At 63.2% G+C, this 13516-nt stretch carries 13 protein-coding genes; 4 read left to right on the forward strand and 9 right to left on the reverse strand.

Going from position 1 to position 13516, the window contains the following annotated elements; translation table 11 throughout:
• Window positions 1-44: 44 nt before the first annotated feature.
• Window positions 45-1061, reverse strand: coding sequence for an N-acetyl-D-Glu racemase DgcA (gene dgcA / locus M2331_RS07805; RefSeq protein ID WP_181559755.1), 1017 nt, complete (start codon window positions 1059-1061; stop codon window positions 45-47).
• A gap of 29 nt (window positions 1062-1090) precedes the next feature.
• On the reverse strand, window positions 1091-2326 hold the full coding sequence (locus tag M2331_RS07810) for a polyhydroxyalkanoate depolymerase (RefSeq protein WP_181559756.1): 1236 nt from the start codon (window positions 2324-2326) through the stop codon (window positions 1091-1093).
• A gap of 178 nt (window positions 2327-2504) precedes the next feature.
• On the opposite strand from M2331_RS07810, the gene M2331_RS07815 reads away from it, so the two are divergent.
• On the forward strand, window positions 2505-4295 hold the full coding sequence (locus M2331_RS07815; protein ID WP_181559757.1) for an ABC transporter transmembrane domain-containing protein: 1791 nt from the start codon (window positions 2505-2507) through the stop codon (window positions 4293-4295).
• Window positions 4296-4750: 455 nt separating this feature from the next.
• On the opposite strand, the gene M2331_RS07820 is transcribed toward M2331_RS07815, so the two are convergent.
• The 5 genes from M2331_RS07820 to M2331_RS07840 all read right to left on the reverse strand — a co-directional run bounded on the left by M2331_RS07820 (window position 4751) and on the right by M2331_RS07840 (window position 8061).
• Complete coding sequence (locus M2331_RS07820; protein ID WP_181559758.1) at window positions 4751-5071, reverse strand: PilZ domain-containing protein; 321 nt, start codon at window positions 5069-5071, stop codon at window positions 4751-4753.
• A gap of 476 nt (window positions 5072-5547) precedes the next feature.
• Window positions 5548-5973 carry an ExbD/TolR family protein gene (locus M2331_RS07825; protein ID WP_181559759.1) on the reverse strand — a complete coding sequence of 142 codons (426 nt, stop codon included), beginning with the start codon at window positions 5971-5973 and terminating at the stop codon, window positions 5548-5550.
• Window positions 5974-5998: 25 nt separating this feature from the next.
• Complete coding sequence (locus M2331_RS07830; RefSeq protein ID WP_181559760.1) at window positions 5999-6484, reverse strand: ExbD/TolR family protein; 486 nt, start codon at window positions 6482-6484, stop codon at window positions 5999-6001.
• Between the two features lie 101 nt (window positions 6485-6585).
• The gene (locus M2331_RS07835) at window positions 6586-7335 is read right to left on the reverse strand and encodes a MotA/TolQ/ExbB proton channel family protein (protein WP_181559761.1); all 750 of its coding nucleotides are present in this window, start codon (window positions 7333-7335) and stop codon (window positions 6586-6588) included.
• 72 nt (window positions 7336-7407) lie between these two features.
• A complete protein-coding gene (locus M2331_RS07840) occupies window positions 7408-8061 on the reverse strand; it encodes an energy transducer TonB (RefSeq protein ID WP_181559762.1) in 654 nt (217 codons plus the stop codon).
• A gap of 229 nt (window positions 8062-8290) precedes the next feature.
• Here M2331_RS07840 and M2331_RS07845 point away from each other — a divergent pair, with 229 nt between their 5' ends.
• From M2331_RS07845 to glpX, 3 genes are all read left to right on the forward strand, one after another.
• Window positions 8291-9172: a hypothetical protein gene (locus tag M2331_RS07845; RefSeq protein WP_181559763.1), complete on the forward strand. Its 882-nt coding sequence runs from the start codon at window positions 8291-8293 to the stop codon at window positions 9170-9172.
• A 92-nt stretch (window positions 9173-9264) separates the two neighbouring features.
• On the forward strand, window positions 9265-10581 hold the full coding sequence (locus M2331_RS07850) for a homoserine dehydrogenase (protein WP_181559764.1): 1317 nt from the start codon (window positions 9265-9267) through the stop codon (window positions 10579-10581).
• 134 nt (window positions 10582-10715) lie between these two features.
• Window positions 10716-11705, forward strand: a complete 990-nt coding sequence (glpX, locus tag M2331_RS07855; protein ID WP_181559765.1) for a class II fructose-bisphosphatase — start codon at window positions 10716-10718, stop codon at window positions 11703-11705.
• Window positions 11706-11783: 78 nt separating this feature from the next.
• On the opposite strand, the gene M2331_RS07860 is transcribed toward glpX, so the two are convergent.
• Both M2331_RS07860 and M2331_RS07865 read right to left on the reverse strand, forming a co-directional pair.
• Window positions 11784-12554 (reverse strand): ABC transporter permease, encoded by a 771-nt coding sequence (locus M2331_RS07860; protein WP_181559766.1) that lies wholly within the window; start codon window positions 12552-12554, stop codon window positions 11784-11786.
• Window positions 12551-13498, reverse strand: a complete 948-nt coding sequence (locus tag M2331_RS07865; RefSeq protein WP_181559767.1) for an ABC transporter ATP-binding protein — start codon at window positions 13496-13498, stop codon at window positions 12551-12553. The genes M2331_RS07860 and M2331_RS07865 overlap by 4 nt, the downstream gene beginning before the upstream one ends.
• Window positions 13499-13516: the final 18 nt, after the last annotated feature.

Raw genomic sequence — 13516 nt, forward strand, 5'->3', positions numbered from 1 at the left:
GCCGGTCCTCGGCCTTTACGACCGCTTCAAAACCCTATTGTCGTTCAACTTCGTTGAGCATCCGTTATAATCGCCTCGCCCCATAAAGTTCCGGGCGAAAGATATCCGTTGGCGACTTTCATGGCGCCCTCGCGATCATGAGCTAGCAGCAAGGCGCCGTCGAGGTCCACCCAATCGGCGAACTGTGCAAGCAGAAAGGCAGGCGCAATGCCGAGCGAGCTTGCGAGCATGCAGCCGACCATGATGCGCTTCCCCGCTGCCCTCGCCGCATGCGCCATGGCGAGCGCCTCGGTGAGTCCTCCGGCCTTGTCGAGCTTGATGTTGATTGCCTGATAGGCCCCAAGCCGCGCCAGATCAGCCAGCGACTGGCAACTCTCGTCCGCGCAGATCGGCACCGGCAGAGCCAGCCCGGCCAGCGCCGCATCAGCCTGTGCCGGCAAGGGCTGCTCGATCAATGCGACGCCCAGATCGGCCAATGCACGGGCTTGCGCCTGCACGTCCAGATCGGCCCAGCTCTCATTGGCATCCACGATCAGGTCGACATCCGGCGCACCTTGCCGCACCGCTTCGATACGAGCCCGATCGCCCTCGCCGGTTAGCTTGCACTTGAGCAGCGTGAACCCCCGCGCCCGCGCGTCTGCGGCTCCCCGCGCCATCTTCCCCGGCGTATCGAGGCTGATCGTATAGGCTGTCCGCACAGGCTGGGGCGCCTCCAATCCAGCCAGCGCCCAAACCGGCTTGCCGGTCCGCGCTGCCTCCAGATCCCACAGCGCGCAATCGAGCGCATTGCGTGCGGCGCCCGGTGGCATCAGGGTGCGCAACGCCTCGCGGTCGGGCACGCCGCCCTGCGCCTGCACGAGCGCCTCAATCGCCGCCGCACATCCTTCGGCCGTCTCACCATGATAATAGATCGGCGTGCCCTCGCCTCGGCCGATGAACATGCCGTCCGTGACCACGCACACGACCACATCCACGAACGTCTTGGCGCCACGGCTGATGGTGAAAGCGTCGCGCACGGCGAAGCGCTCGACCGCGACTTGCTGCAGGCCAATGTCGATCACTGCGAATCCGACCTCATGAGAACGGGCGATCAGCCGCGCGGCAGATCATCGTGGCGGGCAATCCACGCCTCGACCACTGGCGCAATGCGATTGCGCCATTTCGAGCCATTGAAGATGCCGTAATGGCCGACCGTTTCGGCGAGATAATATTGCTTCATCTCGTCCGGCAGGTTCGGGGAAATCTTGAGTGCCGCCCTGGTCTGGCCGATGCCAGAAATATCGTCATTCTCGCCTTCGACGGCGAGCAGCGCGACATCCGTGATCGCCGCGGTGTCGATGCGCACGCCACGATGCATGAACTCGCCCTTGGGCAGGCTGTGCTTCTTGAAGACTTCATTGACGGTCTGCAGGTAGAATTCGGCGGTCATGTCGCAGACCGAGCGATATTCCTCGTAGAACTTCTTGGTCGCGTCCGCGCTCTCGTCATCGCCCTGAACGAGGTGACGGAACATCTGCCAGTGACTCATCAGGTGGTTGCCGAGGTTCATGGTCATGAAACCGGCCAATTGCATGAAGCCGGGATAGACCTTCCGCCCGGCGCCGGGATAATTGAATGGAACCGAGGTCACGACATTCTGGCTGAACCAGCTCAGCGGCCGCTCCTGCGCCAGCTGATTGACGGCCGTCGGCCCCTCGCGAGTATCGATCGGGCCGCCCATCATCGTCAAGGTGCGCGGACGGCACGGATGTTTGGACGCGGACATGAGGCTCGCGGCCGCCAGACAGGGCACCGACGGCTGGCAGACCGCCAGCATATGTGCGCCCGGTCCGATATGCTCGAGCCACCCGACGAGATAATCGACATAATCATCCAGATCGAACGTCCCGTCCGAAAGCGGCACATCACGGGCATCGCGCCAGTCGGTGATATAGACGTCATGCCCCGGCAGCATTCGGGCCACCGTGCCGCGCAGGAGCGTCGCGAAATGGCCGGACATGGGCGCGACGATCAGCAGCTTGGGGTGCCGTCCCTCCTGCCCTTCCCGCACGAAATGACGCAGCTGGCCGAAGACCTGGCGCGCCTCGATGACTTCGTGCACCGCTACGGCCTGCCCATCCACCTCGGTGGTCGGCAGATCGAAGGCGGGCTTGCCGCGCGGCGCCGCGGCATGCGCGAACACATCCAGCGCGGAGGCGAGCATCGGACCGCCACCGAAATAAGCAAAGGGATTTGCGGGATTTTGGAGCAGTTCTACGCTCGCGGTCGCCATGGCACTGGCGCTTGCCAGAAAGCTGCGCTGAATTTCATAGGCACTGTAGAGCATGTGTTTCCTTACTCGGGGCCATCTGTCTAAACCAGCACATCCAACGCCCTGACGCCAGCGCCGATGCCGGGCTTAGACGCATTAAATAGTGCCGGCGCGTCTCCTTTGCCACACCAGGAGGCACAGCGCAGGTGCAAAAGCCCTCCCCTTGGTTGCAAAGTTGGTCTAGGGCGCGGCCATGGCTACCTCAGCGTCCACCACAGACAATGACGATCGGCGCAAAGCGGGCGATCTTGGCAATCTTCGACTGATCTGGCGCGCCGCGCTCCGCTACCCCGGCCGCATAGCCGGCGCCGGCTTCGCCCTAGTTCTCGCCTCTGCAGCAACGCTTGCCATCCCCAGTGGTTTCAAGCTGGTCATCGATCGCGGTTTCGCCTCTGGTCTGGATGGGGACATCAGCCGCTGGTTCCAGTATCTGCTGCTGATCGTGGTCATCCTGGCCTTTGCGACCGCCATGCGCTTCTACTTCGTCGCCTGGCTGGGCGAGCGCGTGGTGGCCGATCTGCGGATTGCGGCGCAGGCCAATCTGCTGCGCCAGGAGCCGGCCTTTTTCGAGCATAATCGCCCCTCCGAGATCGCTTCTCGCATGACGGCGGATACCGCGATCATCGAGCAGGTTGTCGGCTCGACGGTCTCGGTGGCGATGCGCAATCTGCTCACCGGTTTTGGCGGCATCGTCTATCTGTTCATGCTCGCGCCGCGCCTTACGGCGATGCTGCTGTTCGGAATTCCCATCGTGCTCGGGCCGATCATTCTGGTCGGTCGGCGCCTGCGCGCGCTCTCGCGCAACAGTCAGGATCGGCTGGCTGCGGTCGGCAGCATCACCAACGAAGTGCTGAGCGCCATGAAGATCGTCCAGGCCTTCGGTCAGGAAGAACGCGAGGCCGGACGATTCCGGCGCGCGGTCGAGGACAGCTTCCGCACGGCCCGCCAGCGCATCACCCTGCGAGCGGCCATGACCGCGACGATCATTCTGGTGATCTTCGGCTCCATCACGCTCATCATGTGGCAGGGCGCGCTTGACGTCGCAGCGGGCCGGATGTCCGGCGGCAGCATCGCAGCCTTCGTGATGACGGGCGGCCTTGTCGCAGGTGCCTTCGGCGCGCTCACCGAGGTCTATGGCGATCTGCTGCGCGGGGCCGGCGCCGCCACCCGGCTGAGCGAATTGACCAGCGCCATCTCCGAAATCCGCCAACCGGCCCGGCCGGTCGCCATCCCGCAGCCCGGTCAGGCGCGACTGACCTTCGAAAATGTGGCCTTCCGCTATCCGACGCGGCCGGATTTGCCGGCGCTCACGGATTTCTCGCTGGATGTCGCACCGGGCGAGACCGTGGCCATTGTCGGGCCATCCGGCGCGGGCAAATCCACGCTCCTTCAGCTTGCGGAGCGGTTTTACGATCCGTCCCACGGGCGGGTGCTCCTCAACGGCGTCGACCTGCGCGAGGCAGACCTGCTGGGCCTGCGCGGCATGATCGCGCTGGTGCCGCAGGAAACCGTGATCTTTGCGGCCAGTGCGCGCGACAATCTGCGTTACGGACGCTGGGATGCCACCGACGAGCAGTTGATGGAGGCCGCGCGCGCAGCCAATGCCGACGGCTTTCTCAAGGCGCTGCCGCAGGGCTTGGACACCGAACTCGGCGAGAGCGGCGCCCGCCTCTCCGGCGGCCAGCGCCAACGCGTCGCGATCGCCCGCGCGCTGCTCAAGGATGCGCCGCTGCTGCTTCTCGATGAAGCGACCTCCGCGCTGGACGCAGAATCCGAGAGCCTGGTGCAGGATGCCCTCGCCCGGCTGATGAAGGATCGCACGACTATCGTCATCGCCCATCGCCTGGCGACCGTCCGCGCCGCCGACCGCATCGTCGTCCTCGATCAGGGCCGGATCGCGGACATCGGCACCCACGCGGACCTGATCGCCCGCGGTGGCCTCTACGCCCGGCTGGCATCATTGCAATTCGACGAACCGGCCTGATCGCCGGAGAGTTGACGGACGTTTGCGCGGTGATCAGTTGTTGCTGATGCGGCGCTGGCTCTTAGCTGTGCTCGCGCATGTTTGGCCCGGCAGCCGCGTGGCCAAGTGAAGGACGCTCAAACATAAGTCGGCTGGGTAGTGTTCAGGGTCTCAACTGGAAGCACCGAGACCGGCAACGCGCCCATGCGCAGCACGAGCACTTCCAGGCCCCGATGAACGCGCCCGGGATGGCATCGAAGCATCAACACCTCCTTAGCAGATCCGCGAGCGACGCCCGTCGATCTCGAACCGAGAGCCCTTTCGGAGCCGGCTGTTGTCTACAGCAAACCGGCAATGGATATGGAGCGACACAGAACTGACCGAGCGTCTGGGGAGCAAGTTAGCGCGCCCACTTGCCGTTTTCCCGGGGAAGCGGACCATTTGCCGAGCCCGCGCCCTTGATTGGCCCGATGTCGTCAGTCCGCCTCAGCGCCGCGAACGATGTGATCGAAAATCGCCGGATGCATCGGTGTCTCGAACTCGCACCCCGCTTCATGGTCGCACACCCAGGTGACGAACGCCTTGCGCCCTTCAAAACCGGCGAACATCACCCACACTTCCATACCGACCTGAAGCTTCACATAGCTCATCAGGCGGAAGCCGGTGAGCGACATGTCCGAAATCCGGCTCTTGAACCAGCTCTCGCCCTTGCGGCGCACACGGACGCCAATCAACACCGACTGCCGCGCTGACGAACGAGCGGACGACTCATTCATTCTGTCTGGAACTGCGCCCATATCGACCTGCCTGCCTCGAACATCGCACGATATGACAGGGAAGCTTACCATCGTCCTAATCATAGGAAGTCCGTCCGACCCAGCAGATGAGGACTCTAAGACCTAGGACTACCTCGACCGGCGACCACTTCTCCATCCTGACCGCTTGCAATCTGCAGCGCTGCCTCAGCGCCCGAGCCGAGGGCTAATGGCATCACCGGGGCCGTTGAAAGGTCCAGAACCGCCAACTGGCTTGCGTGTTTGTCCGCTAGTCGCGTGCTGGCGTCCCAGCACAATACAACTATGCTCGCACGCGCAGCGCAGGATCGTGGTCTTGAGAGCCGCTAATCCGGCCCACGCTTGGGGCGAACCCTGCCCCCCAAGACGCCTTCCACCTTAACTCGAGACGCCTCGCTCTGAAGCTCAATAAAAAAGGGGGCCGAAGCCCCCTTTTCCAAACATATCCAGTTCCGCGACGAAGCGCGTTTCCGCTATGATCAGAATACGCCGCCGTAACGGTCGTTGCCGACGAAGCCCAGCTTGGTCACGCCAGCGCGCTTGATGATGGCGAGCACCTCATCAACCACCACATAACGAGCCGACTGGTCAGGCTCGAACTGCAGTTCAGGCTCCGGGGCCATACGGCTGGTCTGATCGAGATACTGGCGCAGCGTCACCCGGTCGACCGGGGCGCCATTCCAGTAGATCGTGCCTGCCGGATCGATGGTCAGACGATTCTTGACCGGATCGATCGTGTTCTGCGGCGCGTCCGCATTCTGCGGAAGGTCGATCTTCACCGCGTGGGTCTGGATCGGGATCGTGATAATGAACATGATGAGGAGCACGAGCATGACGTCGATCAACGGCGTCGTGTTCATTTCCATCATCGGCTCGCCGTCGTCGCGGCCACCACTCATTGCCATGGGACTGGTCTCCTAAACTTGGGCGTCAGAGGCGACGGACGGAAATCGAAGCCGGGTCGGGCTCGGAAATGAAGCCAACCTTCGGATAACCAGCGCGCTGCATCGTGAAGATCGTGCCGCCGATGCACCGGTACGGCGTATCGATGTCTGCACGGATGTGCGCTTCGGGCAGATCGTCGGGGTTCATGTTCTCCACGCCACCGGCCTTCTCGATATCCGCTTCCAGCTTCTTGACAGCGCGGTTGAGAAGATCGCCGGCCGTGACCTTGGTCACGTTCCAGTACACTTCGCACTGCCCATCCACTGCGCGAACCGTAAGGCTCACATTTTCCGGCTTCGTGGTCGTTGGCTCGAAGGCGATCTTCGGCAGCTTCACGTCCACTGTCTGGATCACCACCGGAATTGCGATGAGGAAGATGATGAGAAGCACCAGCATGACGTCCACGAGAGGCGTCGTGTTGATGTCCGACATCGGGGTGTCATCACCACCACCCCCAGAGCTAATTGCCATCGATCAAAATCCTAACTCTTGGCTTTGGAAGCACGCACGTCCTTGCGGAGGCTTGATGTGGCGACCGCTCGAGGATCGCCACACCTGCTTCATTTGATAGCTCAGGCCTTGGCGGCAGCCGGCTTGGCAGCGGGCGCGGCCGGTGCAGCAACCACGGTCGGACGGACCGCACCGTTGGACACCATGTAGCCAAGCAGGTCGTTGTTGAAGCCGCTCAGGTCTTCAGCAATCGACTTGTTACGACGCTGCAGCCAGTTGTAGGCAAGCACCGCCGGAACGGCCACGGCCAGACCCAGCGCGGTCATGATCAGAGCTTCACCGACCGGGCCGGCAACGGCGTCGATCGAGGCCTGACCGGACGCACCGATCTTGATGAGCGCGCGGTAAATACCGATAACCGTACCGAACAGACCGATGAACGGCGCGGTCGCACCGACGGTCGCGAGGAACGCGAGGCCACCGCCGAGCTTGGAGTTGATGGCAGCTTCCGAACGCGCGAGCGAAGCGTGCATCCAGTCATGCGCCTCGACCGGATCGGTCAGCTTGGCATGCTGTTCCTGCGCCATGATGCCGTCGTCGACCAGCTGCTTGTAGGCGCTGTTCTTCTCGAGCTTGGCCGAACCCTCCTTGAGGGTCGCCGAACGCCAGAACGTGGTACGGACCTTCTTGGCCTGGCCGATCACCTTCTGCTGCTCGATGAGCTTCGAGAACAGAATGAAGAACGAGAACACGGACATGCCGCAAAGAATGATGAAAACGGTCCAGGCGATCACGCCGCCCTGCTCGAGGGCTTCCATGAGACCGTAAGGGTTATCGGCCGGCGCAGCGGCTGCGGACAAATAAATCAACATTCGTGTATTCCTCTCAAACCAGTCGGTGAATGGGCCGTCCCTCGCCCCGGTTCGGGACGGCCGAAATCAGGATTAACGTTCAAGCTTCCAGACCACGCGGCGCGAGCTGCTCGACTTGATCGGATTGCCGGCTTGATCGAGCGCGGGAGAATAACGTCCCCGGCGCGTGATCAGGCTGCAAGCGGTTTCGTCGAGGTCCTTGCGGCCGCTCGATGCGGTCACCCGGCAATTTTCGACGCGCCCCTGGGCATTGATATCCCAAGCGATCGTCACCGAACCCTCGGCCTCGTCACGACGAGCACCGGCAGGATAGTCGTCAGACGTAATCCAACTCGCAGGGTTACCCCTGGCACCAGCGGCCTTGCTGACAACCGGCGCAGGCGGCGGCGGTGGTGCAGGCGGAGCCGGCGGCGGCGGCGTGGGAGGCGGCGGCGGCGCCAGAACCGGAGCCGTGCTCGGCAGCGAAATCATCGGCGGCGGCGCTGTGGGCGGCGGCGGCGGTGGCGGCGGCATGTCTGGCGGAGGCGGAGGCGGTGGCGGCGGCTCCTCCTCTGGCGGCGGCGGCTCCTCTGCCACGTCGATGACGTTCAGCTGTTCTGCAGCCTGCTTGACATACTTGATGCCAAGCCCCGTCACAAACGCATAACCGAGGATCGCGTGAATGATTGCCACGATGATAAGAGAAACCGTCCTACCGGACGATTGTGACTGGTCAGCATAGGCCATTCAGCAATGACACTCCCTAGCTCGATACAGCGCTGACAATCAGACCACGAATCGACGAAATGCCGTAAAGCACGACGTCTTCCGTGCGATACTGATCGCTCGGGCTCCTAAATTCCGAGGCATGTCCTATCGTGGCAAAACGTGTGAAGCAAACGCTTTGTTGACGGTGGTCACCTCTGCTTAACCCCCTATGTTAGAGGCTGAGGAAGGCCTATCAGGAGAATTGCGTATGACCGACACAATCCGACGCCAAAAGGCCCGGTTCAAACTGGCGGCAATCGGTTGCAGCGTCCTGTTGACGGCCGCTTTCCCCTTTATTTCCACTTCCGCTACGGCACAGGTGGCAGAATCGCCAGAGCCGGCAAGCTTGAGTTACGCGCGGATGGCCGAACTGGCATCGTCATCCCCCACGGTGGCGCGCATTACCGTGCGTTCTATCGTCGCCCTCAAGCGCGAGCGCGCGCCCGATCTGCCGGAAACGCGGAGCCGTTTTTACGTCCAGGCTGAAACGCTCGGCTTGATTCGCAGCGATGGCGTGATGTCCAAGCGAATCTCTTTCCTTGTGGACGGGTCCGCGGAAAATGCCCGACGCCCCAACCTCAAGAGCAAGATTTTTCTCGCTTTCGGCAAAGTCGGCCAGCAGGTGAGCGAGTTCCAGTTGAGCGCGAGCACGGCGCTCGTGCCCTGGACCCCCGCCAACGAGGCGCTGGCCCGAAAGGTCATCGAAGATCTTTACGCGCCGGGCGCACCAGGTCCGATCACCGCAATCACCTCTGCCTTTCATGTGCCGGGCGCGATTGTGGGTGAAGGAGAGACCCAGATCTTCCTTGGCACGGCGGACGGCTCGCCGATTTCGCTGTCAGTGATCCGCCGGCCGCAGGAGCAGCCGCATTTCAGCGTGTCGCTGGGCGAGGTTGTGGACGATTCGGCGAAGCTCCCCGAGCGGGACACCTTGCTGTGGTATCGCCTCGCGTGCAGCTTGCCCGATCAGCTTCCGGCCCTGGCCCTCACCGAACTGGCGCGCAACGATGCGGAAGCCGCCAGTCGCGATTACAACGCATTCCGGGCCGCACTCGGGCCATGTGACCGCACCCAAACGCCGGTCATTTAGGCAGAGGGCTCTTTCCTGTACGGGATTACCCGCTATGAGCGGCGGCGGACCTCCGTGCGACCGCCGCTCACACATTTTTGCAGGACATGACCATGACCGACGCCTCTTCCCGCCCCCTTCGCCTCGCCATCGTCGGCTTGGGAACCGTGGGCGCCGGTGTCATTCGCCTGCTGGAGACCAACCGGGATCTGATCGCCCGGCGTGCGGGCCGCCCGATCGAGGTGGTCGCCATTTCCGCGCGGGACCGCAGCAAGGATCGCGGGCTCGATCTCTCCGCCTATGAATGGGTCGACGACATGGCGACCCTCGCGCAGCGCGAGGACATCGATACGGTCGTCGAGCTGATCGGCGGCGCGGATGGCCCGGCCCTGACGCTGGCCCGCCAATGCCTGAGCCAGGGCAAGCCCTTCGTCACGGCCAACAAGGCGATGATCGCCCATCACGGTCTCGATTTGGCACATGAAGCCGAGCGGAGCGGCGTTGCGCTGAAATATGAAGCGGCCGTCGCGGGCGGCGTGCCGGTCATCAAGGGCCTGCGCGAGGGCGCCGCTGCCAATCGCATCATGCGGGTCTATGGCATCCTCAACGGCACCTGCAATTACATCCTCTCCACCATGGAACAGCATGGCAGCCCGTTCGACCAGGTGCTGGAGGAAGCGCAGGCCAAGGGCTATGCCGAGGCTGACCCTACCTTCGACATTGACGGTATCGACGCCGCCCACAAGCTGTCGATCCTCGCCAGCCTCGCCTTCGGCACGGAGATCGATTTCGGCTCGGTGGATATCACCGGCATTCGCAATGTCATGGCAGCCGATATCCGCGAGGCCGCCTCGCTCGGGTTCAAGATCAGGCTGGTCGGCATGGCGGAATGCGAGGCGGACGGCAGCGAGAATGTCGGCCTCTTCCAGCGCGTCCACCCCATGCTCGTGCCGCTCGATCATCCCCTTTCCCATGTCGATGGCGCGCTCAACGCGGTCGTGGCGGAGGGCAATTTCGTCGGCCGCCTGTTCTTCCAGGGCGCCGGCGCCGGTGAAGGCCCCACCGCTTCCGCCGTGGTCGCAGACGTTATCGACGTGGCGCGCGATGAATATGGCCCTGCCTTCGCCATGCCGGCGGAGTGGCTGCAGCGCCAGGTCAAGGCCGATGCCGGCCAGCGCACGGGCCGCGCCTATCTGCGCTTCCAGGTTCAGGATCGCCCCGGCGTTCTGGCGGAAATCACGGCGGCGATGCGGGATTCGGGCGTGTCGATCGAAAGCGTGATCCAGCGTGCCGCCACCGCGGACGAGGGCGTTCTGGTCGCCATCGTCACTCACCCGGGCGCCCTCTCCGCCATCGACGATCTGCTGCGCAGGCTCGGCGGATCGGACAGTCTGTTGGGCGCGCCGATGCTGATGCACATCCTCGACTGAGAGGCGGCGACCCCGCGCTTACAGGCCGGGATGCGATATGCGCCCGGCCGCACCGGTAAGACGCTGGCTCATTATCGACATTGCAACAATCCTCGCCTATCGCGTCCCATCAATTCAGCAAAGGATGTCGCAGGATGGGGAAGTCGAATACCGTCGAAGCCAGTTCCGTACTCGATCGGGTACTTGTTCTTGAGATGGTGCGCGTCACCGAGGCCGCCGCGATCGCCGCGTCCAAGCTCGTGGGGCGCGGCGACGAGAAGGCCGCGGACGCTGCTGCCGTTGAGGCGATGCGCAAGGCCTTCGATGGCCTGTACATGGATGGCACGGTGGTGATCGGCGAAGGTGAGCGCGACGAAGCCCCCATGCTGTACATCGGCGAGAAGGTCGGCGGCGCGCCGGGCCGTGGCCCCAAGATCGACATCGCGCTCGATCCGCTGGAAGGCACGACCATCACCGCCAAGGCCGGCCCCAATGCGCTCGCGGTTCTCGCTGCGGCCGAGGAAGGCAATCTGCTCAACGCGCCGGATGTGTACATGGAGAAGCTGGCGGTTGGCCCCGGCTATCCGCCGGATATCATCGACATGCGCAAGAGCGCGACGGAGAATGTCGAGGCCGTCGCCAAGGCCAAGGGCGTAAAGCCCTCCGAGATCATCGTGTGCGTGCTGGATCGCCCCCGCCATGAGAAGCTGATTGCCGAACTGCGCGGCATCGGCTGTGGCGTGGTGCTGATCGGCGACGGCGACGTAGCCGGCGTGATCGCCACGACGGACCCGGACACCACCATCGACATGTACATGGGCTCTGGCGGTGCGCCCGAGGGCGTGCTGGCCTGTGCGGCCCTGCGCTGCGTCGGCGGCCAGTTCAACGGCAAGCTCCTGTTCCGCAACGAGGACGAGAAGGCCCGCGCCCGCAAATGGGGCATCACCGACCTCGACCGCATCTACAAGCTGGAAGACCTCGCCAAGGGCGACTGCATCTTCGCTGCAACCGGCGTCACCGATGGTTCGCTGCTCGAGGGCGTCAAACTCCTGCGCGGCGGCAAAATGACCACGAACAGCGTCGTGATGCGGGCCTCGTCCGGCACTGTCCGCTGGGTCAAGGGTGAGCATCGCGCCCGCGACTGACCCACCGAGTATTCAGAGACTGAACGCCCGCCTGCGTTCGCGCATCGCGGGCGTTTTGGTATCTGACGCCCGTTCGCTCTACTTCTTGAGGCGATATCCGGTCTTGAACATCCAGGCGATCACCGCGAGGCAGATGACCAGCATCGCGCTGACGAATGCCACGGAGACGCCCATCGCGACATCGCCCTTCCCGAAGAAGGTCCAGCGGAAGCCGCTGATCAGATAGACCACCGGATTGAACATGGTGATCGTCCGCCAGGGTTCGGGCAGCATATGGATTGAATAGAACGCGCCGCCCAGAAAGGTCATCGGCATGACGACGATGAGCGGGATGACCTGCAACTGCTCGAAACTCTGCGCCCAGATGCCCAGGATGAACCCGAACAGGCAGAAGCTGATCGCGATCACCATCATGAACAGGATCATGGCGAGTGGGTGCGCGATCGGCAGATCGACGAACAAATGCGCGGTCGCGAGAATCACCAGGCCGATGATCATCGACTTCGTCGCTGCAGCACCCACATAGGCGATGATCGTCTCCAGCGCGGAAATGGGCGCAGAGAGCAACTCGTAGATCGTGCCGCTATATTTGGGCATGTAGATGCCGAAGCTGGCGTTGAAGATGCTCTCTGTGAACATCGACAGCATGATGAGGCCCGGCACGATGAAGGCGCCATAGGGAATTCCGTCGACCTCCGTCATCCGCGAGCCGATGGCGCTGCCGAACACCACGAAATAGAGCGTGGTGGTCAACGCCGGGACGACCAGCCCCGTCATCAGCGTGCGCTGGAAGCGGTGCAGCTCGAACAGATAAATCGCGCGGATCGCGTGGATGTTGATGCCGCTCATGCCGCCTGCTCCGACCGGGCCGCGGGCTTGTGGACAAGATCCACGAAAATGTCCTCCAGCGAGCTTTCCTTGGTGTTGAGGTCCTTGTAGCCGATGCCAAGGGCGCTCAGCTGGCCGAGCAGCGCCGAGATCCCGGTGCGCTCGGCCTGGCTGTCGAACACATATTCAAGCTCGGCGCCGTCGCTCTCCAGAGTCACGCGCCAGTCAGACAGGGCAGCAGGCACAGCCGACAACGGCTCATTGAGCGTGATCCGCAGCGTCTTCTTGCCCAGCTTCTTCATCAGCCGGGCCTTGTCTTCCACCAGAATCAGCTCGCCGCCGGTGATGACGCCCACGCGATCGGCCATGTCCTCGGCTTCCTCGATATAATGGGTCGTGAGGATGATCGTCGCGCCATTGTCCCGCAGCTGGCGAACCAGTGCCCACATGTCGCGGCGCAGTTCCACGTCGACGCCGGCAGTGGGCTCATCCAGAAACAGCAAGCGCGGCTCATGGGCGAGCGCCTTGGCGATCATCACTCGCCGCTTCATGCCGCCGGAAAGCTCCTGCAGCTTGGCGTGGCGCTTGTCCCACAGCGTCAGATCGCGCAGCACCTTCTCGATATAGGCATCATCGCGTGGCTTGCCGAACAGGCCACGGCTGAAGCGCACCGTATCGATCACGCGCTCGAACTGATCGGTCGAGAGTTCCTGCGGCACCAAACCGATGGTGGCGCGCGTCTGGCGATAATCCCGCACGATATCGTGCCCGCCGACATGCACCGTCCCGCCACTGGCGCGCACAATGCCGCAGATGATGGATATGAGCGTCGTCTTGCCAGCGCCATTCGGCCCGAGAAGCGCGAAGATCTCACCCTCCTCCACATCGAGATCGACGCTGCCGAGCGCCTTGTGACCGCTGGCATATTGCTTGGTGACGCCGCGGAGCGAGAGGATTGCCGTCATGATAGCGCAGCTACTCCA

The organism is Sphingobium sp. B10D7B, from assembly GCF_025961955.1.
GTDB lineage: Bacteria > Pseudomonadota > Alphaproteobacteria > Sphingomonadales > Sphingomonadaceae > Sphingobium.